At 44.8% G+C, this 22,964-nt stretch carries 29 protein-coding genes and 1 pseudogene; 24 read left to right on the top strand and 6 right to left on the bottom strand.

Features of this window, described 5'->3' with window-relative positions; all coding sequences use genetic code 11:
- Both NF865_RS10090 and NF865_RS10085 read right to left on the bottom strand, forming a co-directional pair.
- Positions 1–1,527, bottom strand: coding sequence for a hypothetical protein (locus NF865_RS10090; RefSeq protein WP_253305672.1), 1,527 nt, complete (start codon positions 1,525–1,527; stop codon positions 1–3).
- A gap of 41 nt (positions 1,528–1,568) precedes the next feature.
- The gene (locus tag NF865_RS10085; protein WP_253304572.1) at positions 1,569–2,027 is read right to left on the bottom strand and encodes a hypothetical protein; all 459 of its coding nucleotides are present in this window, start codon (positions 2,025–2,027) and stop codon (positions 1,569–1,571) included.
- A 178-nt stretch (positions 2,028–2,205) separates the two neighbouring features.
- Between NF865_RS10085 and NF865_RS10080 the strand changes: the two genes are divergently transcribed.
- The 16 genes from NF865_RS10080 (at position 2,206) to NF865_RS10005 (ending at position 12,278) form a co-directional block, all read left to right on the top strand.
- Positions 2,206–2,532 (top strand): transcription factor S, encoded by a 327-nt coding sequence (locus tag NF865_RS10080; protein ID WP_253304571.1) that lies wholly within the window; start codon positions 2,206–2,208, stop codon positions 2,530–2,532.
- 11 nt (positions 2,533–2,543) lie between these two features.
- Complete coding sequence (locus NF865_RS10075; RefSeq protein ID WP_253304570.1) at positions 2,544–2,714, top strand: hypothetical protein; 171 nt, start codon at positions 2,544–2,546, stop codon at positions 2,712–2,714.
- Positions 2,715–2,716: 2 nt separating this feature from the next.
- Complete coding sequence (locus NF865_RS10070; protein ID WP_253304569.1) at positions 2,717–3,466, top strand: DNA polymerase sliding clamp; 750 nt, start codon at positions 2,717–2,719, stop codon at positions 3,464–3,466.
- Between the two features lie 43 nt (positions 3,467–3,509).
- Positions 3,510–4,070, top strand: a complete 561-nt coding sequence (locus tag NF865_RS10065) for a DNA replication complex subunit Gins51 (RefSeq protein WP_253305671.1) — start codon at positions 3,510–3,512, stop codon at positions 4,068–4,070.
- Positions 4,071–4,080: 10 nt separating this feature from the next.
- Entirely contained in the window at positions 4,081–5,979 is a 1,899-nt protein-coding gene (locus NF865_RS10060; RefSeq protein WP_253304568.1) for a molybdopterin-dependent oxidoreductase, read from the top strand.
- Positions 5,980–6,038: 59 nt separating this feature from the next.
- Positions 6,039–6,359: a 3'-5' exoribonuclease gene (locus NF865_RS10055; protein WP_253305670.1), complete on the top strand. Its 321-nt coding sequence runs from the start codon at positions 6,039–6,041 to the stop codon at positions 6,357–6,359.
- 79 nt (positions 6,360–6,438) lie between these two features.
- Entirely contained in the window at positions 6,439–6,723 is a 285-nt protein-coding gene (locus NF865_RS10050; RefSeq protein ID WP_366513795.1) for an iron-sulfur cluster assembly protein, read from the top strand.
- A 52-nt stretch (positions 6,724–6,775) separates the two neighbouring features.
- Positions 6,776–7,546, top strand: coding sequence for an aldo/keto reductase (locus tag NF865_RS10045; RefSeq protein ID WP_253305669.1), 771 nt, complete (start codon positions 6,776–6,778; stop codon positions 7,544–7,546).
- 38 nt (positions 7,547–7,584) lie between these two features.
- Positions 7,585–7,824 (top strand): LysO family transporter, encoded by a 240-nt coding sequence (locus tag NF865_RS10040; RefSeq protein ID WP_253304567.1) that lies wholly within the window; start codon positions 7,585–7,587, stop codon positions 7,822–7,824.
- Positions 7,821–8,408, top strand: coding sequence for a LysO family transporter (locus NF865_RS10035; protein WP_253304566.1), 588 nt, complete (start codon positions 7,821–7,823; stop codon positions 8,406–8,408). The genes NF865_RS10040 and NF865_RS10035 overlap by 4 nt, the downstream gene beginning before the upstream one ends.
- Before the next feature lie 223 nt (positions 8,409–8,631).
- Positions 8,632–8,910 carry a 50S ribosomal protein L44e gene (locus NF865_RS10030; protein WP_058946147.1) on the top strand — a complete coding sequence of 93 codons (279 nt, stop codon included), beginning with the start codon at positions 8,632–8,634 and terminating at the stop codon, positions 8,908–8,910.
- Between the two features lie 17 nt (positions 8,911–8,927).
- Positions 8,928–9,119, top strand: a complete 192-nt coding sequence (locus tag NF865_RS10025; protein WP_171814846.1) for a 30S ribosomal protein S27e — start codon at positions 8,928–8,930, stop codon at positions 9,117–9,119.
- An 80-nt stretch (positions 9,120–9,199) separates the two neighbouring features.
- Positions 9,200–10,027: a translation initiation factor IF-2 subunit alpha gene (locus tag NF865_RS10020; protein WP_253304565.1), complete on the top strand. Its 828-nt coding sequence runs from the start codon at positions 9,200–9,202 to the stop codon at positions 10,025–10,027.
- Positions 10,024–10,203 (top strand): RNA-protein complex protein Nop10, encoded by a 180-nt coding sequence (locus NF865_RS10015; protein ID WP_253304564.1) that lies wholly within the window; start codon positions 10,024–10,026, stop codon positions 10,201–10,203. The genes NF865_RS10020 and NF865_RS10015 overlap by 4 nt, the downstream gene beginning before the upstream one ends.
- Complete coding sequence (locus NF865_RS10010) at positions 10,200–10,985, top strand: proteasome assembly chaperone family protein (protein WP_253304563.1); 786 nt, start codon at positions 10,200–10,202, stop codon at positions 10,983–10,985. Before NF865_RS10015 ends, NF865_RS10010 begins: the two co-directional genes overlap by 4 nt.
- 27 nt (positions 10,986–11,012) lie before the next feature.
- Positions 11,013–12,278, top strand: coding sequence for a TIGR00375 family protein (locus NF865_RS10005; RefSeq protein ID WP_253304562.1), 1,266 nt, complete (start codon positions 11,013–11,015; stop codon positions 12,276–12,278).
- Here NF865_RS10005 and galT read toward each other — a convergent pair.
- On the bottom strand, positions 12,275–13,255 hold the full coding sequence (gene galT / locus NF865_RS10000) for a galactose-1-phosphate uridylyltransferase (protein ID WP_253304561.1): 981 nt from the start codon (positions 13,253–13,255) through the stop codon (positions 12,275–12,277). The genes NF865_RS10005 and galT overlap by 4 nt on opposite strands.
- A 55-nt stretch (positions 13,256–13,310) precedes the next feature.
- Between galT and NF865_RS09995 the strand changes: the two genes are divergently transcribed.
- Positions 13,311–14,576 carry a glycoside hydrolase family 1 protein gene (locus tag NF865_RS09995; protein ID WP_253305668.1) on the top strand — a complete coding sequence of 422 codons (1,266 nt, stop codon included), beginning with the start codon at positions 13,311–13,313 and terminating at the stop codon, positions 14,574–14,576.
- Here the strand turns inward: NF865_RS09995 and NF865_RS09990 are convergent.
- From NF865_RS09990 to NF865_RS09980, 3 genes and pseudogenes are all read right to left on the bottom strand, one after another.
- Positions 14,562–15,887 (bottom strand): MFS transporter, encoded by a 1,326-nt coding sequence (locus tag NF865_RS09990; protein ID WP_253304560.1) that lies wholly within the window; start codon positions 15,885–15,887, stop codon positions 14,562–14,564. The genes NF865_RS09995 and NF865_RS09990 overlap by 15 nt on opposite strands.
- Positions 15,874–16,969: pseudogene (locus NF865_RS09985) on the bottom strand (hydrolase). The gene NF865_RS09990 and the pseudogene NF865_RS09985 overlap by 14 nt, the downstream one beginning before the upstream one ends.
- Positions 16,969–18,024: a galactokinase gene (locus tag NF865_RS09980; protein WP_253305667.1), complete on the bottom strand. Its 1,056-nt coding sequence runs from the start codon at positions 18,022–18,024 to the stop codon at positions 16,969–16,971. The pseudogene NF865_RS09985 and the gene NF865_RS09980 overlap by 1 nt, the downstream one beginning before the upstream one ends.
- Positions 18,025–18,106: 82 nt before the next feature.
- Between NF865_RS09980 and NF865_RS09975 the strand changes: the two genes are divergently transcribed.
- From NF865_RS09975 to NF865_RS09945, 7 genes are all read left to right on the top strand, one after another.
- Entirely contained in the window at positions 18,107–19,042 is a 936-nt protein-coding gene (locus NF865_RS09975) for a thiamine-phosphate kinase (RefSeq protein ID WP_253304559.1), read from the top strand.
- Positions 19,043–19,159: 117 nt separating this feature from the next.
- Positions 19,160–19,825 carry a helix-turn-helix domain-containing protein gene (locus NF865_RS09970; RefSeq protein WP_253304558.1) on the top strand — a complete coding sequence of 222 codons (666 nt, stop codon included), beginning with the start codon at positions 19,160–19,162 and terminating at the stop codon, positions 19,823–19,825.
- Positions 19,826–19,879: 54 nt separating this feature from the next.
- Positions 19,880–20,149: a hypothetical protein gene (locus tag NF865_RS09965; RefSeq protein WP_253305666.1), complete on the top strand. Its 270-nt coding sequence runs from the start codon at positions 19,880–19,882 to the stop codon at positions 20,147–20,149.
- Positions 20,118–20,570 carry a type II toxin-antitoxin system VapC family toxin gene (locus NF865_RS09960; protein WP_253304557.1) on the top strand — a complete coding sequence of 151 codons (453 nt, stop codon included), beginning with the start codon at positions 20,118–20,120 and terminating at the stop codon, positions 20,568–20,570. Before NF865_RS09965 ends, NF865_RS09960 begins: the two co-directional genes overlap by 32 nt.
- A gap of 81 nt (positions 20,571–20,651) precedes the next feature.
- Entirely contained in the window at positions 20,652–21,503 is an 852-nt protein-coding gene (locus NF865_RS09955) for an ABC transporter ATP-binding protein (RefSeq protein WP_253304556.1), read from the top strand.
- Positions 21,500–22,201, top strand: a complete 702-nt coding sequence (locus NF865_RS09950; RefSeq protein ID WP_253304555.1) for an ABC transporter permease — start codon at positions 21,500–21,502, stop codon at positions 22,199–22,201. The genes NF865_RS09955 and NF865_RS09950 overlap by 4 nt, the downstream gene beginning before the upstream one ends.
- A complete protein-coding gene (locus tag NF865_RS09945; RefSeq protein WP_253304554.1) occupies positions 22,198–22,902 on the top strand; it encodes an Rv2686c family ABC transporter permease subunit in 705 nt (234 codons plus the stop codon). The genes NF865_RS09950 and NF865_RS09945 overlap by 4 nt, the downstream gene beginning before the upstream one ends.
- Positions 22,903–22,964: the final 62 nt, after the last annotated feature.

Here is a 22,964-nt window from a genome sequence, read left to right as displayed (position 1 = left end):
TTAAAAGCCTTTTCTCGACTTCACTAAATACATTCCCAGGAGTGGTATTACGGTCACGAGAAGAACAAAACCTGGACCACAAATTCCTCCGCCAGTTGTTGATTCCGTGGAGATTGAAGACTGGGTTTGAGTGGAGGAAGTTTCACTAGTTGTCGTGCTGTGTTCCCATGTTTGCGTTGTAGTTGCTGAAGATGACGAAGTCTGTGTTGTGGTCGTCGTTTTTGTTTGAGTTGGTGAAGTAGAAGAAGTCTCAGTAGCCGTTGGAGAGGGCGTTTCAATCTCTCCCCCCTTTCCGAACTTGAAGAACCAAGCATCGCCGTTTTTTGGATGGTCAAGGATTCCATTAACGTCTTTTACGAAAACTCTGTATTCAGATGCTTCTAATACTATTTTCTTAGGCTCTGCGGAGTATCCCCTTTCCTCGACATCCAGAGAACTGTAAAGGCTCTTCCAAGTAACTTCAGAGATTTTGGGGACCACAAGGGTTTTAGAGAAATCTTCCGTGTAGCCTGCCCCATAAATCACGCCATCTTTCATTATGGTCTTTGCTACTATATCCTCTCCGCCCCCTTGAACTATTCCGAACCATAAAAGCTCTCCTAAACTGTTAAATTTTGCAATAAGGGCGTCTCGATTTCCGGCAGTAAAGTTGCCAAAGTAACCACCAAGGACTATCTCGCTGTTGTTAAACATCAAAGAAACAAAGATGTCTCCGTAACCTATTCCGAAATGCTTCTTCCAGATGATGCTGCCATCAGGTGAGAACTTCATTATGAAGGCGTTTCCAAACCCCATATTTTCATATGTGGTGCCTACTGCATAAATGGCATCTCTAAACTTAAGACCCTCCAAGCTTTTTAGGGGGTACGACTTAGCCCACTCCAGTTTGCCATGTAAGTCAAACGCACAAACAAAGACCCCGTCCTCATAGTTTCCTCCCACATAAACAGCGGAGGAAGTTGCTTCAACGGCAGTTGCTTTGGAACCTTTCTCACCAAACTCAACTATCCAGTTTATGTTTCCATCAAGTGATATCTCAGCCAGAAATGTCCTCTGAATGCTTCCCGTTGGATAGGTATAGCCCACTACGTATATTTTGCCGTTTGCTATATCTATTGCTTCGGCACCGTCATTGGAGCTTCTACCGAATGTTTTGAAATATTTAAGCCTTCCATTTTCGTCAATGGCAGCTACGAACCCATCAGCCTCTTGAAAGCTTGACGACCCAATCTGGCCAACAACGTATATTGTGTCCTCGAAAAGAAAAGCGTCTTTAATGAAAATTGGGTGCGAGGAATAAATAAGCTTTTGAAACTCCAAATTTCCTTTGTCATCAATTTTGACAATAAACATCCCCCTGGTATCTTCAAAGCTTTTCGTGGAGCCTATTAAAAAAGAGTGTCCATCTGCTGGAAGGTAAGCAATGGCAGTATCACCATCGTCGCCGCCCCAGGTATGGTACTCTAGTTCTTGGGCAGCTACAAAGGGCATTAAAAATAACAACACGAACACCATTAATTTTTTCATAATAGCCACCAGAAGTATCTTTGATTTCTCCTAAATAAGCTTTACCACTGCTTTCTTCTATCACCAAAGAAGAACTTCATAAAACCAGAGAATGCCTCGCCTCTAAAATCCTCGTAAAGCTTTTGGGTTTCCTCCTCGCTTAGCCACTCTATATCCTCGGGAATACCCTCAAAGAAATCGTAGTAAATTTCATCACCTTTTCTGGCCACGTTTATTGTGTAAATTTTCTTCTTGAGTTCTTGGGCAATTTTTATTTCTCTCACAACCAAGGAAGTAAATTTGCCAATTATGCCAACGGCGACAAATATTTCGGCGTCTTTTATCATATGGTGCGTAGGCTTTAGCCCATAATCAGAAGGAAGTATAAAGTTGTTTGAGTTAAGCCTCTCTTCAATAATCTTTAGCACTGCTTTCTCAGTTTGAGTGTGATAAATAATCGTGGGTTCGCTCAGGTATATCAAAGCACCGTATCTCTTCTTCTTTTTGAAAAATCCAAACATTTTTCACACCTCAGGTGGGGATAAAACGTCGTCACCACTCGGCTGGGATGACACTCATCATCGGTTATCCTTATTTTTGAGTTTCAACGTGGCCTTAAAAACCCTTCCCTTTATAGTCCGGCATGGCAAAACTTTTTATTCAAACCCCAGCAACTTGTGTTGGAGTGGAGGTGAGAGGATGAAATTCTGTCCAAAATGTGGGAGCATAATGCTACCAGACAAGAAGAAAGGAGTATTTGTGTGCAGAAGATGCGGATACGAGGAGCCTCTCGATCCCGAGTCAGCAAACAGATACAAAATAACCCAAAAAGTCAAACATGAAAGAGAAGACATCCCAGTAATTGAGCAAGACTTAGCAACGCTTCCAAAAGTAAAAATAACCTGTCCAAAGTGCGGTAACGATGAAGCTTACTGGTGGGAGATACAGACGAGGGCAGGAGATGAACCTTCAACGATCTTCTACCGCTGTACAAAGTGCGGCTATACTTGGAGAAGCTATGAATAGCGGTGGAATACATGGAGGAGCTTGAGATAGAAGTGCTTAAACGTCTTGTAGAAAAAGCTTTAAAGGAGTTAGATGAAGCATATAAAAGGTTACCCGATGTGAACAATGGAAAAACTTATTTATGGAGAGGCAAAGAAAGAATAAGGTTGATGACTAAAATTCTCAACGATATGGAGGGGTAAAAATGCCATTCGAGATAGTTTTTGATGGAGCAAAGGACTTTGCAAGCTTGATTGAAACAGCGAGCAATTTGATTGATGAAGCCGCCTTTAAAGTCACAGAAGAAGGCATATCTATGAGAGCAATGGATCCAAGTAGAGTTGTTTTGATTGATTTAAACCTTCCTGCGGGGATATTCAGCAAATACGAGGTTGAAGGCGAGGAAACTATCGGTATTAACATGGATCACTTCAAGAAAATCCTCAAAAGAGGAAAAAGCAAAGACATTCTCGTTCTTAAGAAGGGTGAGGAGAATTTCCTGGAGGTAACTCTTGAGGGAACAGCAAAGAGAACATTTAGGCTACCTCTCATTGAGGTTGAAGAGCTCGAACTTGAACTTCCCGAGCTACCGTTCACTGTAAAAGCAGTGGTTCTTGGTGAAGTTCTCAAAGAAGCTGTTAAAGACGCTTCCCTTGTTAGTGACTCCATAAAGTTCATTGCCAGAGAAAATGAGTTTATCATGAGGGCAGAAGGAGAAACCCAAGAAGTCGAAATCAAACTCACACTTGAGGACGAGGGGCTGCTCGACCTCGAAGTTAAAGAGGAAACAAAAAGTGCCTATGGTGTCAGCTACCTCGCGGATATGGTAAAGGGAATTAAGAAAGCCGACGAAGTAGTTCTTAGATTTGGAAACGAAATGCCACTCCAGATGGACTACCCGGTTAGGGATGAGGGGAGACTCACATTCTTGCTCGCTCCAAGAGTTGAGGAGTGATTCTCTTTAATTTTCATCAAATTATATTTTTTAGGTGGTTGAATTGGACCTTGCAAAGCTCAGAGAGCTTCTGGAGATGGAGTTATCTTCAAACGAACTAATACCCTTAGATGAGGAGTTTTACAAAGAGTTTGATAGTCTTGTTAAGGCATTGAAACTTAGGGCTGAATCTTCTAAGGAAAGGGGAGAAGAAATCGAAGAAAAAATGTACCTTGCAGAAATGAACGTCGCTGAAAAGCTTATCAAAGAGATACTTCGCGCAAGGCTTCATAAAATAGTGGATATGGTCTTTGAAGGAAGACCACACAACCTTGTTAGTGAAGAAAGAAAGATCTTTTCTCTGCTCCTGGCATTTGTAAACAGGGAGCACATACCTATGGAAGATCTTGAGGTACTTGAAGAAGAAGTCGAGGAGAAAATCCCAGAGAGTGGAAAACGGATCTGGGAGGCTTATATTGTCCTCAAAGACATTCCAAAGGTTATGGACGAGCGCCTGAGGGAGTATGGACCCTTCAAGGCTGGTGATTTGGTTACGCTTCCACGGACCATTGGACATGTTTTAGTTCAGAGAGAAGCCGCAAGGAGAATTAGTATCTCGCCTTAGGGTGCTTCCAATGTTCAGCGTCTGCATGAGGGACTGTTATGACACGTGTGCAATTATAAGTGAATTCAAGAACGGCAGACTTACTGTTAGAGGAAATCCCAATCATCCAATAACGAGGGGCTTTTTGTGTCCAAAAGGAGCTATGCTACCAAAGTGGTTCCACAGTAAAGAGCGATTGAAGAGCCCACTAATAAGGGAAACCCTAGAGGACGAGTTTGAAGAGGTAGAATGGGAAGAGGCTATAAAACTCGTCGCAGAGAAGCTAAGAGAAACAATAAAAAACCATGGAAGCGAGAGCGTTCTTGTTTACAACTACGCTGGTGATAGAGGAGTTGTTAATTACGCGTTTCCCCTGAGGCTTTTCCACTATCTAAACGCTGCAATGCTCGATTATGGCATCTGCGAGAGGGCTGGTCAGGAAGCTTTGAAGGACGTTTATGGAAGTGCTGTAGGAATGGACCCCGAGAAGCTGAAAAGCCAGAAGCTCATCGTGTACTGGGGGGTAAATCCCTTCTGGACGAACCTTCATGGGTTTATGCTTGCAAAAAAATATGGGCTCGAAAAGTGGGTTGTTGATGTCGTTAGAACGGAAACCGCAAAAAGGAGCGAGAAGTTCTTCCAGATAAGACCCAACACGGATGTTCTGTTTGCTCTTGGGATTGCGAAGGTAATTGTGGAGAATAAACTCTACGATAAAGAATTCATTAGGGAAAACGTTTACGGATTTGAGGAATTTAAAGAATACATCAAAAAATTAGACTTGGACTTTGTGAGTAAAGAGACGGGAATTGAAAAGGAGGAAATAGAGGAGTTCGCCTTTAAGTATTCCGAGAAGAAAGGGGTTATTCACATTGGCTATGGATTCCAGCGCTCCCTTAACGGAGGGGAGGCCGTAAGGGCGATTTCCATTCTTCCTGCACTTGTGGGACATAAGTTTGGCTTCATCTACGACATGAAGACAATAGACAAAAGCTACGCAGAGGGGGATTTTCTAAGGACAAAACCTGCTAAAAGAATACCCCAGATGAAGCTTGCCGAGTACATCGAGAGCGGCGAGATTAAATTCCTCTACATCTACAACTCCAATCCCTTTGCATCTCTTCCAAACCAAGGAAGATTGAGAAAAGCCATAAAAGAGAGCGACGTCTTCGTTGTGACTCACGATATCTTTCTAACTGACACAGCGCTTTATTCTCACGTGGTTCTACCCTCTAATACCTTCTTTGAACGGTTTGATATTGCCGACTCCTACTACCACAGATACATCGCTTTAAATGAGCCGGTAGCAAAGCTCTATGGAAAGAGCAACAGTGAAGTAACGAGAATGCTCGCCAGAGCACTGGGCATAACTAATCCTTACCTTTACGAAAGCGACGAAGAAGTGATAAGAAAAGTCTTGGAGATGAACGGCTTAAGCCTTGATGAGCTTAAAAGGAAGGGCTTTATCAAGGTTGAGGAAGGGGAAAGAAGATACGAAACTCCGAGTGGAAAGATAGAATTCTACTCCCAGAGGGCATTTGAGAGAGGTCTTTCACCTTTTCCCGAGTACAAGCCAGTGAAAGGAAAAGGACTTCAGCTTTTGAGTCCAACATGGAAGCTGACGATTACAAGCCAATATCACAACACATACAATATAATAGACCCTTATCTGTACATCAACCCCAAAGATGCCAGTGCACGGGGGATCAAGGATAATGACGAGGTTGAGGTGTTTAACGAACGCGGAAAACTAAGAACTCGGGCTAGGATAAGCGAAGACGTTCCCGAGGGAGTTGTAGTTCTTTACAAGGCATTCTGGGTTAAACTGCTTGAATGGAACGTTAATTTCCTTACCACCGACAAAGTCGTGGAAAAATACGGAAACGCTTCCGCTTTTCACTCAACTTGGGTGGAAGTTAAAAGGGTATAACCAAATTTGTCCAAAAAACGTTTTTATGCATCTCTTCCGATCTTAGAATGGTGAGAAAAATGAAAGTTTATAGGAAGGATAGAGAGTATCCCGAGGAGTACAAAGAAGTTCTGGATGAGTTGAGCACTATTATTGACCCAATAAGCACAATGAACATACTGGATGCAGGTCTTCTGGCAGGGCTCGAGGTTAGCGGCGACACCCTTAAGACATGGCTTGCTGTAGAGAGCAACGCATATTACAACATGATCGGAGGAGCTGCTATAGCCCATTCAAAAATAATAGGGGATATAATGGAGCGCTTTGCCCTTGTGAAGTTTTCAAAGGTTTATATATACGATATGAAAAACAACCTTCTTGCAAAATTTGAGAAGAAGTGAGGAAAGTGGGATTTTTAGAGTTCCTTAAAGAAAAGCCAAGGGGAAGGTTAAAGAGCTTCCTCCCGAAGTTAAAGAAGTTGTGGAAGAGCTTAGAAGAGTCATAGATCCAGAAACAGAGCTTAACATAGTGGATGAAGGCCTAGTACATGGGCTAACCGTGGAAGATAAGAAAGCTATGGTGTGGCTTTTGCTGGCCAGAACAACTCCGGAGTGCCACTTTTGTCAGGCAATAGCTATGAACGTGCAGAAGAGAATTATCAGGGATATAATCACAAGACTAAGAGATAAAGGGTTTACGAACATTAAGGTGTATAATGAAATCGGGCTTTTGCTTGAGGAGTGGAGGGGTGAAGAGGAGGGTTAAGCCGTTTAATGACCTAAAAAGAATTGGAGACAACAAGGTTACGGCAATTGGAATGGGAACATGGGGAGTAGGCGGATGGGAAAGCCCAGACTATTCCAGAGATAAAGAACACATAGAAGCCCTTAGATACGGACTTGAGCTCAGAATGAACCTCATAGATACGGCGGAATTTTATGCCTCTGGCCATAGTGAGAAGCTCGTTGGAAAGGCCATCGAAGGATTTGAAAGGGAGGACATTTTCATAGTGAGCAAAATATGGCCTACCCACTTTGGATACGAGAGTGCCAAAAAAGCGGCAAGGGCTAGTGCAAAAAGATTGGGAACGTACATAGACCTCTACCTTCTCCACTGGCCTACTGAGGATTTTAGAAGAATAGCGGAAACTTTCCATGCCCTTGAAGAGCTCGTTGATGAAGGTCTCATTAGATACATTGGAGTTAGCAACTTCGACCTTGCGCTCCTCAGGAGGAGCCAGGAGGTTATGAGAAAACATGAAATTGTGGTAAATCAGGTAAAATACTCCCTAAAAGATCGCAGACCAGAAGAAAGCGGCTTGTTGGAGTATATGAAAAAGGAAGGCATCACGCTGATGGCATACACTCCATTGGAAAAGGGAACCCTGGCCAGAAATACCTGTTTGGCGGAGATAGGAAGAAAATACAATAAAACAGCAGCTCAAGTTGCCCTAAACTGGCTCATATGGAAAGAAAACGTCGTTGCAATTCCAAAAGCGGTAAACAAGGAACACATTAGGGAAAACTTCGGCGCAATGGTATGGAGACTCCGCAGAGAGGACTACGAGAATGCTAAAAGATGCGTGTAACGATACCTTTTTAACAATATTCTTCCTCAACTCGGAACATGAATATCTTTATTCCTCTCCTACTAGGCATCGTTGTTGGTTATCTGCTTAGGAATAGAATAAGGGCTAGCATGGACAAGCCAATGAGCGCTGCTTTGCTGTTTTTGATCTTTTTCATGGGAGTTGAAGCAGGTAGGGTGGAGATAGATGCGCTTAGGCTTTTTGCATCTTCAATTGTATTTGCCCTGTTTACAATACTTGGGAGCCTCTTTGTAGCGTTGCTGGGGGTGAGAGAGTGAGCTTTCTCTACTTAGTGCTCTCCGCTCTACTTTTGGGCATGTTGGTTGGGAAATACACAACGGTGGATTTCGGCAATCTCTACGAGTTTATGTTATATCTTCTCATATTCATCATAGGCATTGACATCGGAAAGAGCAAAGGACTAAGAGAAGAGCTCAAAAAACTCGGAAAACTTTCACTTTTACTTCCTGCCTCAACTGTTGTGGGCTCATTGGCAGGGGGCTTCTTGGCTTCTCTCCTCTTGAAGGTGCCTATTAAGTGGGGATTGGCGATCTCTGCCGGTTTTGGGTGGTACTCCTTAACGGGACCTCTTTTGGCAACTTATTCACCAACGTATGGAGCAATTGGATTTCTGGCAAACCTAACAAGGGAAATTTTGACGATTATCTTCTATCCTCTGGTGATAAGGAAGGTTCCAAAAGAGAAGGCAATAGTCATGGGAGGGGCAACTACTATGGACACTACCCTTCCTTTAATTGCAAAATTTGGAGGAACGGAAATAACGCTTCTGGCATTTGTTCATGGGTTTGTTTTGACTGCCATAGCACCATTTTTGATTCCTTTGATTCTTCAGCTTTTGTAGCTCTCAAACTCTTTTTCCTCTAGCTTCTTAATCTCGTGGAGGAGCTCTTCCAGCCTCATTGCTCCTCGCCTCTAATTTTAATAACATTTTGTGTTTAAAAATTTTTCTGAATCCCTCCAAAAACGTTTTAAAGGATTCTATGTTAGGGGTTTTCGAACTGTAATAGGCTCATGCTCGGGGGTGTCCGTGAAGGAACCTACCGGGCGTGTTGGGAGGTGGAAAAATGAAATACCCAAAGCAGATAAGAACATACTGTCCGTTTTGTAAGAAGCACACAGTTCACAAGGTGGAAAGAGTAAAGAAGAGACCAAGAAGTGAGCTTAGTGCAGGTCAGAGAAGATTCAGGAGAATTCTCAAAGGTTACAAGGGTTTCCCAAGACCAAATCCAACTGGAAGAGAAAAGCCAGTGAAAAAGCTTGACCTCAGATTCAGATGCACAGAGTGCGGAAAGGCACATACAAGAGGAGAAGGATTTAGAGTAAAGAAGTTCGAGCTTGTGTGAGGTGAGAGAAAATGGCGATGCCCAAGAACCTCATCCCAATGCCAAGATCAAGGTTCCTCAGGGTTAAGTGCATTGACTGTGGAAATGAGCAGATCGTTTTCAGCCACCCTGCAACAAAGGTTCGCTGCTTAGTTTGTGGTTCAACTCTCGTTGAGCCAGCTGGTGGAAAGGGAATCATAAAGGCAAAGATTCTCGAAGTTCTTGAGTGATTTTCTCTTATTTTTCTCCAAAACCTTAAAAACCTCATACAGCTACCTTTATTAGGTAAAATTTTTGGGAGATGGTGAAAATGCCGAGGAGAGCTAAAGAATTTCCGGAAGAAGGAGAGTTTGTTGTTGCTACCGTTAAGAGCATCCACCACTACGGTGCATTCTTAACACTTGACGAGTATCCCGGAAAAGAGGGTTTCATGCACATAAGTGAAGTTGCTCCAACTTTTGTAAGAAATATTAGGGATTACCTCAAAGAAGGTCAAAAGGTCGTAGCAAAGGTAATACGTGTAGATCCAAGCAAGGGGCACATAGACCTAAGCCTTAAGAGAGTCAAGCAGCAGGAAAGAAAAGCAAAGCTCCAAGAGTTCAAAAGAGCTCAAAAGGCAGAGAATCTCCTAAAAATGGCAGCTGAAAAACTTGGTAAAGACTTTGAAACTGCTTGGAGAGAAGTTTGGGTGCCCCTTGAAAAGGAGTATGGAGAAGTTTATGCTGCCTTTGAAGACGCCGCCCAGAACGGTATCGAGGTTCTCAAGGGTCTTGTTCCAGATGAGTGGTTACCGGTTCTTGAGGAGATAATAAAGAATTATGTTGAAATCCCAACCGTTACAATAGATGCAGAGTTTGAAATAACCGTTCCCATTCCTAACGGCATCGAAATCATAAAAGAAGCCCTCATAAGAGCCAGGGATAGGGCAAATGAAGAGCAGGGAATAGAAGTGAAATTCAGCTATTTGGGAGCTCCGAGATACAGAATAGACATCACCGCTCCAGACTACTATAAGGCTGAGGAGGTCTTGGAGAAGATAGCCTCGGAGATACTTCGGGTTATAAAACAAGCCGGTGGAGAGGCCTCTCTTATGAGGAAGGAGAAAAAGATAAGGAAAATAAAGAGGAGAGAGGCATGAGGTTCAGAATTAGAAAATGCCCAAAATGTGGTAGGTACACTTTAAAAGAGGTTTGCCCTGTTTGTGGGGAAAAAACAAAATCGGCTCATCCTCCAAAGTTTTCCCCGGAGGATCCATATGGGGAGTATAGAAGGAGGCTTAAGAGAGAATTACTTGGCATTGGGGTGAAAAAATGAAGGAAACTATGATAGTTGTTTATGAAAAGCCAGATATATACGACCCAATATTTATCGAAGGTCTGCCTGGAATTGGTTTAGTTGGTAAACTTGCCGCGGAGCATTTGATTCAAGAGCTTAATGCGAAGAAATTTGCCGAACTTTACTCTCCTCACTTCATGCATCAGGTTATAGTGAAGAAGGACTCCACAGTGGACTTGATGAGAAACGAGTTCTACTACTGGAAGAGCCCAGACGATGAGCATAGAGACCTAATAATTATCACGGGAGACACTCAAGTGCCCCCAACTGACAGCTATGGCCACTTTGAAGTGGTTGGCAAGATGCTCGACTTCGTGGAGCAGTTTGGAACGAGAGAAATAATCACAATGGGCGGTTATCAAGTGCCAGAGCTTGAAGGAGAACCAAGGGTTTTGGCAGCTTTCACTGACCTTGAAACAAAGGAAAAATACAAACACTTACCCGTAGTCTTTAGAGAAGACGAAGGAGGGGCAATAGTCGGAGCAGCAGGTTTGCTTTTGGGCATTGGAAAGCTTAGAGGCATGAAGGGCGCATGCTTCTTAGGCGAAAGCCTTGGGTATATCGTGGACGCAAAAGCAGCCAAGGCTGTTCTAAGCGTTGTGGCACAAGTTCTTAACTTAGAGATAGACATGAGCGCCCTTGACGAGAGGGCAAAAGAAACAGAGGAAATCCTCAAAAAAGTCCAAGAGATGCAGAGGGCAATGTTCGAGCAGCAAATGCCACAGCCAGGTCATGAAGAGGAGGATAGAGGTTACCTTTGATTTCTCTTTTCCTTTTGAGGTGCCCTTATGCTGGTTGATGCTGACTTACACATTCACTCCCACTACTCTAAGGCGGTTTCAAAGCTAATGGCATTCCCTATTCTGGCTGATAACGCAAAGCTCAAGGGGCTTGGGATCGTAGGAACTGGCGACATTTTGAACCCCCACTGGGAAAAAGAGCTCTTAAAAGCCGCTAAAAAAGTTGATGAGGGCACTTACGAGATAAAAGGGGTCAGATTTCTCCTCACGGCTGAAGTTGAAGACAACAAAAGGGTGCATCACCTCCTTATTTTTCCTTCTCTTAGTGCGGTAAGAGAGATGCGTGAGGCACTCAAGCCGTATTCCAAAGACATCGAAAGTGAAGGACGGTCACATGTAAATCTAAGCGCCGCTGAAATAGCGGACTTGGCCAATGACATGGACGTCTTAATAGGCCCAGCCCACGCTTTTACTCCATGGACATCCCTCTACAAGGGATATAACAGCCTTAAAGAGGCTTATGGCGACGCTAAAATTCACTTCCTCGAGCTTGGGCTTTCAGCGGATTCTTACATGGCCGACAGGATAAAAGCTCACCACAAACTCACATACCTTAGCAACTCCGATGCTCACTCGCCAATGCCCCACAGACTTGGAAGAGAATTCAACCGCTTTGAAATCCAGGAGGCAACTTTCGAAGAGGTTAGAAAAACCATCCTAAAGCGCGGAGGAAGGAAGATAGTTCTCAATGCCGGTCTTGACCCCCGTTTGGGCAAATACCACTTAACTGCTTGCTCAAAGTGCTACACCAAATACAAGCTGGAGGACGCGAGAAGGCTAAACTGGAGATGCGAAGTGTGTGGGGGAATCATAAAGAAGGGAGTGCACGATAGGATTTTGGAGCTTGCCGATACAGATGAGAGGCCAAAAGACAGACCTCCTTACCTTCACCTCGCACCTCTCGCGGAGATAATCTCTATGGTAATCGGCAAAGGAGTTGAAACCAAAGCCGTAAAAAGCATATGGGAAAGACTTCTTAGGGAGTTTGGAAGTGAAATTGCTGTTTTAGTTGACGTCCCAGTAAAGAACATTGCCGAGTTAGTGGGCGAAGAAGTCGCCAAAGCCGTCTGGGCATTCAGAAAAGAAAAGCTTATCGTAATTCCCGGCGGAGGAGGCAAGTACGGTGAAATTAAGCTTCCAGATGAGATAAAAAACGCAAAGCTTGAAGAAATTGAAAGCGTAGAAATAAAGCAAGAGAACGTCTACTACAAACCCAAACAGAGTTCAATTCTGAGCTTTTTGAAAAAAACCTAAGGACACTTTCCTCTTGCATTCAACTCTTTGAAGACCTTTCTACAAGCTTCCTTAAGCTTTTTAGCATTTTCCTCAGGGATTCCATCATAGGTGAACTCCCATGCGCCCATCTCTATCCCTGCGGCGTACTTTATTTTGTCCCTGTCCCTCAGGAGGGGATAGAATTCAATATGGAGATGGTAGAAGGGGTAGCTTCCCTTGAACGGCGCCTGGTAAATGTTCATTACATAAGGCATCTGCCTGTCAAAGAGGCTGTTGAGAGTTCCCGTGGCCACCCTCATGATGTCGGCCAAGTCCGTGGTTTCTTCTTCGTTTAGCTGAGTGAGCCATTGAACATGCCTTTTTGGATATATGTGAACCTCATAGGGCCAGTTTGCGAAGAAGGGCATGAAGAGCACAAAACTCTCGTTCTCGTAGATTACTCTCTCCCCTTTCAGCTCCTCCTCAAGTACCCTGCAGAAAAGGCACTCGCCATGGCGCTTGTAGTGCTCACGGGCATTGCTGAGTTTAATTCTAACTTTCAGTGGGATGAACGGAAGAGCGTAAAGCTGCCCGTGAGGATGAGTCAGGCTGACCCCTATCTCCTCACCCTTGTTTCTAAATATTGCTACGTAGCTCACGTGGGGATTTTCTTTTAACTCTCGGGTAGCCTCTTTCCAGAGATTAACAACCTTAGTCATCTGCTCAAGGGAAAGTTCGTCGAGGTCATTTAAGTCGTGCTCTGGGGTTTCCACTATGACACTGCACTGGCCAATAGCTCTGGCTTTTTTGTAAAAGCCCTCTTTTTCAAGTTTCGGCGCATCAAAAGAGAGCACAGAAAACCTGTTCGGTAAAAGAAGAACTTCCCAGCCATAGCCTGTCTCCTCACTTCCCGGACAGAAGGGACAAAAGTTTTTTGGCCTCCAAGGGCGGTTTTTTCTTACTGCTGAAACCATCACCCACTGTCCTAAAATGGGGTTATACCGAAGCTCCCTCATTCTATCCCCGTAAGACTATTAAGTTTTGGAAGGTATTAATTTTTTGGTGACATCTATGAAAATAAAGTTCCCAGAGTATTTTCTTTTCGGAACTGCTACAGCTGCCCATCAAATTGAAGGGAACAATAAGTGGAACGATTGGTGGTATTACGAGCAAATAGGGAAGCTCCCCTACAAGTCCGGTAAGGCATGCAACCACTGGGAACTTTATAAAGAGGATATAAACCTCATGGCAGAGCTTGGCTACAATGCCTACCGCTTTTCCATAGAGTGGAGCAGACTCTTCCCTGAGGAAGGAAATTTCAATGAAGAAGCCTTTAACCGCTACCGCGAGATTATCGATCTCCTGCTTGAGAAGGGCATAACTCCAAACGTCACACTCCACCACTTCACCTCTCCTCTGTGGTTCATGAAGAAGGGGGGCTTCGCTAGGGAGGAGAACCTCAAGTACTGGGAGCAATACGTTGATAAAGCCGCAGACCTTCTCAAAGGCGTCAAAATCGTCGCAACCTTCAACGAGCCGATGGTCTACGTCATGATGGGCTACCTCACTGCCTATTGGCCACCCTTCGTTAAGAGCCCGTTCAAGGCCTTTAGAGTTGCCTCAAACCTCCTTAAGGCCCATGCCTTGGCATATGACACACTTCGTGGCAAGTTCGATGTAGGAATTGTTAAAAACATCCCCATAATGTTACCAGCGAGTGAAAGTGAGAGAGACAAAAAAGCCGCTCAAAAGGCAGACTACCTTTTCAACTGGAGCTTCCTCGATGCAATTTGGAGTGGAAGGTATAAGGGGGCTTTTAAGTCCTACAAAGTCCCCGAGAGCGATGCGGACTTCATCGGCATAAACTACTACACCGCCAGCGAGGTAAAGCACAGTTGGAACCCACTTAAGTTCTTTTTTGACGCAAAACTGGCAGACTTAAGTGAAAGAAAGACTCAGATGGGGTGGAGCGTCTATCCAGAGGGTATTTACAAAGCAATTAAAGCTGTTTCCCGGTACGGAAAGCCAATGTACATAACGGAGAACGGAATAGCGACCCTCGACGACGAGTGGCGGGTTGAGTTCATAATTCAGCACCTCCAGTACGTCTACAAGGCCATAGAGGATGGCTATGACGTTAACGGCTACTTCTACTGGTCTCTGATGGACAACTACGAGTGGAGAGAGGGCTTTGAGCCGAGGTTTGGACTTATAGAGATCGACTACGAAACCTTTGAAAGGAAGCCCAGAAAAAGTGCTTACGTATATGGAGAAATTGCACAGAAAAAGGGAATAAAAGAGGAGTTGGTCGAAAAATATGGCTTAAGTTCTCTTTAGCTCCTCTGCCCTCTTCTTTAGTATCTCCTTTACCTTGTCCCTGTCTTCCGGGTAGCTCTTCTTTATCCATAGCCACACTACAGCACAGGGAATCCAGAACAAGGCACCTATGAGAAGTGTGTACTGATATGCCAAGGCCTTTGAGTACCCCATGTTCATTAAGAGCTCTATCAGGAAGCCTCCAAACAGTGGACCTGTCGCCTTGCCGACGTTGTCGAGAATGTTGAAGAGGCCAAATACAGTCCCCCTATCCTCGGGGAGGTTGACCTGGGAGACTATAGCCCTGACGTTCGGTCCCGCATATGAAACGAACTGTATTAAGGCGAATGAATAGATCGCTAGGACGACCCAGTGCTTAAAGGTGAGTTCGCTCGGGAGTGGGTAGATGGTAATGCCAATCGCAGCAAGCATTCCAATAAATATCGCAAGCCCTGTAATAACTGCCCTGCCTCCCCTCCATCTTGATTCAAAGTAGTCACCGGTGAATCCACCGAGAAGGCTTCCTAGCACGCTCGAAACTCCAATCAAGAGAAGCACAAAGGTTGCAGTGTCTTTTTCCATCCCTCTTGTAACAATGAGGAACGAGACGAGCCAGTACATTATGACTCCCCACGGTACTGTCCCTATAATGCCTTGGAGAAATATTAGGATGTTGGTCTTCGTTTTCAACGACTTCTTTATGACCTCCTTGTTTAACCTATACGCATACTCGTAACCGGCCTCGAGTACTTCTCTTAGTTCTTTCTCTCCTTCGCCCCTCTTGGGCTCCTCAGCTATTATGTAGAACAGCGGTGCGAGGATGAAGTTTGGAACTGCGGCGATTATAAACGGTGGCCTCCAGCTCGTGATTAGTCCGGCGACTATCATTCCAAACAGAGTTCCGAACCCGAAGGCCGTCTCGATGTAGGCGTAGCCCCTCCCCCGCTTCTCCTCCTCGAACATATCAGCTATTAAGGAATAGCCGATTGGGATTATCGAGCCTATGCCTATGCCCGTTAGGAGGCGCATGAGCAGAAGCTGATAATAGCTTTGGACGTAAGCCGTTAAAAAGCAAGGTATTTCACCGAGGAGGACTCCAATAACCAAGAGTTTCTTTCTCTGGCCTATATCTGAGAGGAAGCCCCAAATTATCGTTATTAATGCACTCGTTGCCACGAAGATCGTTGACACCAAGCCCATTTGAGTCTCTGTTATTCCAAACTCCTCCATTATCTGCTGGTAGTTTGGCGGCAGGAGGTTCTGGTCGGCCATTAAAAAAGCTGCCATCAGTACGAGCAAAACAATCGAGACCTTCCTTCTAAGGTTTCCCATTTTCACACCTCCAGGCATTATAAATGGCCTTAAATGCATCTAACCTCCTTTCAGGCAACGGTTCCCATCCTCTGGCGTCGCTATTCTCCGCGAGAAATGCCAGCTCGCCCGTTAAGTTCTGGGAAAGCATGTTCAATCTTGCGTTTCCTTCATCTTCTGTCCATATTCTTAGACTCTTGTCCGGTGCCCAGCTCGATGTCCTCAGGTAAAGCCTCTTTCCACTGTGCTTGAGTTCCAATGGGAGACATAGCTCGGCATTTAGCTCCCTTAAGAGTTCCAAAAGCCCTCCGACGCTCATTTTGTATCCTCCTATGTCCCTGTAGCCTAGGAACTCTATGTCAGTCCCATAGAGGAGAATTTCATCCTTGCCCTCTATCCATTTGGCAGCCTTTCGGGGGTTCATGAGGGGGAAGCGACCGATTCCAAGCATCACCGCGGTGTTTACCGCTACCCACACAGGGACTGCTTCAATCTCTTTTACGGCTTCCAGCGTTACCTTGCCCCCAAAGGTCATGTTAACGGCCTTCTTCAGCTCCCTTAAACCGAGGAAATAGTTGAGATAGACGAAACCCTCTCCGCGCTGGGCCTTTATGAGGTGGGGGTAGAATGGTTTTATTGGTTTTATAGCCGAATTAAGGTGATTTGAAAGGAGCATCGCTTCCCCATCCGCAAAGAGATAGCTGTAGCCATTGTCCTTCAGTATTGCAGGAATTATCGGGTCATAAGCGAGCTCAGGGAGCCAGAAACCCTCCGGAGAAACCTCAAGTTTGACCTCTTTAACTTCCTTGGTCTCTTTGAATTTGAGCTTCCACCCTGTCGAGAGACAATATAGGGAGTATGGCGTGGGTGTAGCTCGTTCCTATTATTTCTATGAGCTCGCTCTCTATTCCATCCTTCACGAGAGAAATGACTTCTTGAGGAAGAAGTTCCAGGGTATATCCGGTTAGATTAAGGCCGAAGGGGATTTCTTCCTTGAGCAATGAACCTATAACGGAAACATATGCCTTCTCGATGACCTTCGGGATTTCGGCCTTTGGTATCTCCGCGTACTGGAGGTTGCCGTGGAAAACGAGGGCCCTCATCATTTGACCCCCTCAGCGGGTTCTACAACAAAATACCGCGCTTCCCATGGAAACCTCTCTTTGTACTCCCTAAGAATCTTCTCGCCGAACTGCTGGGCCTCTTCTCTGTCCACGAGAGCTATTGCCGAGCCTCCAAACCCCGCTCCCGTCAACCTTGCGCCGTAAGCGTTGAGTTCTTTGGCCTTTCTTACAAAGAAGTCAAGCTCCTCACAACTGACCTCGTAATTCCTCGCTATGTCCCAGTGCGCCTCCATGAGAAGCTCTCCCACCCGGACGATGTCGCCGGATTTAAGAGCGTCCCTGACCTTAAGGACGCGGCGGTTCTCCCTCACGATGTAGCCTAAGTACCTAGCATAAAGGCTTGGAAGCCTTGAGAGTTCCTCTTCGCTTACCTCTTTTGAGGTTCTCTTCCCAAGGATGCTTAGTGCTTCTTTAACGATGACCCTTCTCTCCGCGTAGGCCGATGAGGCCAGCTCCCTTTTCACGCCCGTGTAGAATACCACCATCGAAACGTCTTCCGGGAACGGTACGTACTCATATTTTAGCGTGTCAGTGTCCAGGAAGATCACGTGGTCCTTCTTTCCAAAGGCTATCGCGAACTGGTCGAGTATTCCGCAAGGTACTCCAACGAACTCGTTCTCGGCTTTCTTTGCCAGCAGTGCCATCTCGAGGCGGGAGAGGTTGAGCGAATATGCCTTGTTGAGGAACTCTAGAACCGCGAGTTCGAGGCTTGCCGAAGAGCTTAAGCCCGCCCCAATGGGCAGATCACCTGATATTTTTCCCTTCATACCGCCTACGCTGTACCCTTCTTTCTTGAGCACCCAGTAGATCCCTTTCACGTAGTCTATCCATGCATTCTCTCTGTTAAGCTGATCCGGTTTGAAAGACCTTTCCTCTTTAAAGTGCTCAGAATAAAGGGTGACTTCCTGTGCCTTTTCGCCTTCCAGAACCGTGTAAAGGTTTATCGCCATAGGCATTACATAGCCGAATGTGTAGTCCGTGTGCTCTCCGATAAGGTTTACCCTGCCTGGAGATTCTACCCGTACCATAGCCATCCTAAAAGTTTGGATTTGAAAATATAAATCCCTTTCCCCAAGACTTTTTAACATCCATGTCCCAGTAGTGAGAGGGGTTAAAGTGGAGAGAGTGATAATAGAGCTCTTCATAAAGCACTTCAAACTTCAGGGTGATTTACCATTAGGAGATGATGCCGGAGCGTTAAATCTTGGCGATGAATGGCTCATAGCAACAAACGACATGCTCGTAAGAAGCACGGACGTTCCCGATATAATGACGCCGGAGCAGGTTGGGTTTAAAGTGTTCACTATGAACGTAAGTGATGTCGCCGCAATGGGCGGAAAACCTATAGGATTTCTCTTTTCTCTTGGAGTGCCCAAGGATACTGACATGGACTATCTTGAGGGCGTTGCAGAGGGCATTGCCGAGGCTTCTGAGTTTTATGAGACCCCAATAATAAGCGCCGATACCAATGAGGCGTGTGATCTGATAATAGATGGAATTGCCCTTGGAAAAACTAAAAGGCTGCTCACGAGAAGTGGAGCAAAGCCCGGAGATTTGGTTTGCGTTACCGGAGACATCGGGAGGGCTTTAGCCGGGCTAAAGGTATACTTTGAAGGTATCGATATTGAGGAGAAAACAAGAAAAATACTGTATGAGAAGCTCCTTGAGCCAAAAGCCCGGGTTAAGGAGGGAACTACGTTAAGCAAATACGCAAATGCCGCGATAGATATAAGCGACGGTATGAGCAAAGAATTGCACTTAATAGCGGAGATGAGCAAAGTAAAGATAATTATCGATACAGAAAAGCTCCCCATAAGAGAGGAAGTTTTTGAAGTGGCTAAGCTCTTGGGCTTAGACCCCATTGAGGTTGCCTTAGCTTCCGGAGAAGAGTTTGAGCTCATCTTTACGATTCCCGAGGAGCACTTAAATAAGCTTGACTTTGATTTCGCAGTGATTGGAAGGGTTGAAAAAGGAGAGGGAGTTTACCTAAGGAGGAATGGAAAGCTCGAAAAGATGCCAATTTTGGGGTGGGAGCATCTGGCAAATCCTTAAAACTCGGAGTGAAATTTAGGCTCCTCAAGGCTTTTCTATTTCCTGCCATCCCAAAAGCCCAACTAAGAATCCTTAGCAAAATTAATAACCTTGCTCTCCAATTATCTCTGATGTCATATGAAAAGAATCAAGTTCAAAATCCCAATGGATAGAATTAATTATGAGTTTTTCAACGCCTTTAAGTGGTTCATGGACTTGGTTGAGTGGGGCTATGGGGACACCTACTTCTTCATCGGGAGTGATGTAGTGAAGCTCGTGGAGATTAAGTTCAAAGAAGATGTGAATCCGGAAAAAATCGTTAAAAAACTCCTTGAAATTCCTCACGTTAAGGATGCCAAGCTAATTCCAAAAAACGACCACTACGTCCTCTACGCGAGGGCCAACATTTTTGAGGCACCTCTCCCCCAAAATGCCATGGAGATCTTTGATATTCAAAAGAAAGGTATGGTGATATTCGAGAAGGGTACCTTCACATCCAGCGAAGTTTATCTATACGTGATCTGTGAGGACGAGCTCGTGGGGGACGTCATCGCAGTGATAAAGAAAGTGTATCACGGGGAGCTGGCGAGCATAGAGGAGTACTCCCCAGAAGAGAGCCCGCTCTCAAAGCTCACTGGAAAGCAGCTTGAGGCACTGCTCCTGGCATACAAGAGCGGCTACTTCGACAGCCCGAGGAGGATAACCCTTAGAGAGCTCGCCGAGATGCTGAACCTGAGCCCCTCAACAGTGAAGGAGCATTTGAGGAAAGCCCAGAAGAAAGTCTTCGAGGAGCTTATAGGCTAACTTCTTACCGAAATCTTTAAATCATCTTTTCGGTAGTTACCTATAGTGGGAGCTATGGGAAAAATCAAAACCAGCATTTATATTGATGCCGAACTATGGTGGAAACTAAAGAAAGACGCTGCTGAAGAGAAAAAGGATTTAAGTAAGCTTCTTGAAGAGATTATCTCAGAGGAGCTTCTTTTAGGTGTGGAAGATTCTTTGAGGAAAATGCTCAAAGAATTCGAGGAAAAAATTGAATTTGAACCCATTGTTGTGAAGGGAAGTGTTAGTGAGCTCGTAAGGGCGATGCGGGATGAGCGGGAGAACAGTATACTTGGACAGTAGCGCCATAATAAAACGTTACGTAAAGGAAAAGAACAGCGAAAAAATCATTAAACTCTACAGAAAAGCGTATAATGGAGAAGTTAAGCTCTCCTTCAGCCTCTGGAATATAGGTGAAGTGCTAGGGGTTCTTGATAAAGCAAGAAGGCTTGAAAGGCTTGATATAGATAGTTATGAGTTAGTTAGAGCCAGATTTCTCTCTGAAACTCTTAGAATGAAGCAACTAGGGATATTAAAGCTTATTCCGGTGTATGCGTCAATAATTGAAAAGAGCTGGCAACTGATAGAGAAATACCACATATATCAAGCCGATGCCCTTCAGATACTCTCCTCAAAGAGGGTAAATGCGGATGAATTTTATACTGGGGATAAAAGATTGAACGAAGTAGCTATTTTGGAGGGATTGAAGTCGATTCTTGTTTGAGTTGTTTTAATACTCAAATACCCGCACATGTGCGGGGTTAACTATAACTACTTCTAACGCCCATTTTAAATTGGTGAAAGCATGCCCGTGATTGAAGTTAGGAATGTTAAGAAGTATTACGGCGATGTTAGAGGTGTAGAGAATTTAAGCTTTGAAGTTGAAGAAGGGGAAATCTACGGCTTCCTCGGGCCAAATGGGGCTGGAAAGACGACAACCGTTAAAATTCTCGTGAAGATCATCAAGGACTACACCGGGGAAGTCAGGGTTTTTGGCAAAGACTTGAGAGAATGGGGCAAAGATTACTACAACAAAATCGGTGTGTCGTTTGAGTTCCCAGCTGTTTATTCAAGGCTCACCGCTCTTGAAAACCTCCAGTTCTTTGCAAGCTTCTATAAGAAGCATCTCGACCCAATGAACGTCCTAAAAATGGTTGGTCTTGACAAAGAAGCGGATCAGCTCGTGGCTAGGTTCTCCAAGGGTATGAAGAAGAAGCTTGATTTAGCGAGGGCTCTGCTGCCCGACCCTGAAATATTGTTCTTAGACGAGCCCCTCGAGGGTCTTGACCCAGCAAGTGCAAGAAAAATAAAAGACCTGCTCCTTGAAATGCGTGAAAACGGAAAAACGATCTTTTTGACAACCCATAACATGTACGTTGCGGATGAGCTCTGCGATAGGGTTGCTTTTATCGTCGATGGTGCCGTAAGGCTTGTAGATAATCCGAGTGAGCTCAAGGTAAAAATGGGCAAGCGGGTTGTTAAAGTGGAATACGTTGCCAATGGCAGTGTTGTGGTTAAGGAGTTCCCGCTTGAAAACATCGGTCAAAACGAGGAGTTTCTGAACATCTTGAAGAACTATGAAATAAGGAGAATAAACACCGAAGAGCCCACTCTGGAAGAGATATTCCTAAAGGTGACTGGGAGGAGGCTTGTATGATAGGGAACATAATCAAGACAAACCTTATCCTTGGGGTGAGAAGCTACGTTTACCCAATATACATATTAATAGGATTAGCATACGGTCTCATGCTCATGGCCTTTCCCGAGCGCTACCTCCCTACGATGGTGCCAATCTTCCTCCTCTTTGAACCCGGATTGGTTGGCTTCATGTTCGTAGGAACTGAAATATTCGCCGAGAAGAAGGACGGCGCGATAGGCGCTTTAGCGGTAACCCCGATAGACTGGAGAAGCTATATTCTAGCTAAAACACTCCTTTTGAGTATGCTATCAATTATCGGAGCCATACTTATAATGGCAATTGGGACAAGATCTCTCAATGGGCTTCCATATGTGATTGTGGGAGTCTTCTTAGTTTCCATAGTTTACACGCTCCTCGGAATAGCGGTTTCGGCAAAGTACTACGACCTTGATGATTACTTTGTTCCGATAATGGGGGTTTTGATAATCTCACTCCTCCCATTTGCCCACTATCATGGCTACCTGACAAACGAAATCTGGAAAGTTCTCTACCTCGTACCGAGCTACCCCGGGCTTTATTTCTTCAAAGCGCCCTTCGAGGGAATCTCGACTAACACATTAGCATGGTCCGCCGTAGCCTTAATTGTTTGGGCAGGTGTAGCGTATTACATCGCTAAAATAAGGTTTTACAAATACGCCGTGGAGGGATTGAGATGAGTTTTGTGAAAAAGTTCACTTCCATTTACAAGACCGACCTTAAGCTTCTCCGTAGAGACCCCATGCTCCTTTACAGTGTGGCAATGATACTCGTTCTACTTCTTATAGTTAGATACTTCAAGGATCGCATCGGAGTTTACTACCCGACACTGGCGCTCCTTGTAATGCTATTCATCCCCATGATACTGGGGATGATACCAGGATTCATGATGGCCGACGAGAAGGAGGACAAAACCATACAGGCCCTTCAGGTGATTCCCATTTCAAGTGAGGCTTTTCTTGCTTACAGGCTTACATGGGCTTCCTTAACTACTGCCATACTAACAGCCATATCCCCAAAAATCCTCGCCATAGAGCTTCCGCAAAAGGGTCTTCTGGCTTTGGTAGTTCTTTTTGTCCTCGAGGTTTGGATTTATGGTCTGCTCATCACGGTGTTCTCAGAGTCAAGGATGCAAGCTTTGACTGTTTCCAAGGTTCTCGGATGGTTCTTAATGCTGCCACCGCTGATAAAGCTCGTTGTTGTCTGGAGAAACCTCTCGACAGACTGGAGCAAGTTCACAGCGTTTCTGCCAACATACTGGCTTTACAAGGTCTTTGAAGGAATTCCACTTAACGACTACAGCAACTTCCCTACAGCAATTGCCGTCCATCTTGTCTGGCTAATTCCGCTAGTCCTTCTTTTTAGAAAGAGAGTTCTTTGATCTCTTTTTCTCCTTGATTTCTTTTTGAACCAAAAACTTAAACTGTTATGAGTACTATTTTC

It is taken from the genome of Thermococcus aggregans, from assembly GCF_024022995.1.
GTDB classification, from domain to species: Archaea; Methanobacteriota_B; Thermococci; order Thermococcales; family Thermococcaceae; genus Thermococcus_A; species Thermococcus_A aggregans.
The sequence above is the reverse complement of the archived record's forward strand: the minus strand, read 5'-3'. Positions and strand labels throughout refer to the sequence as shown.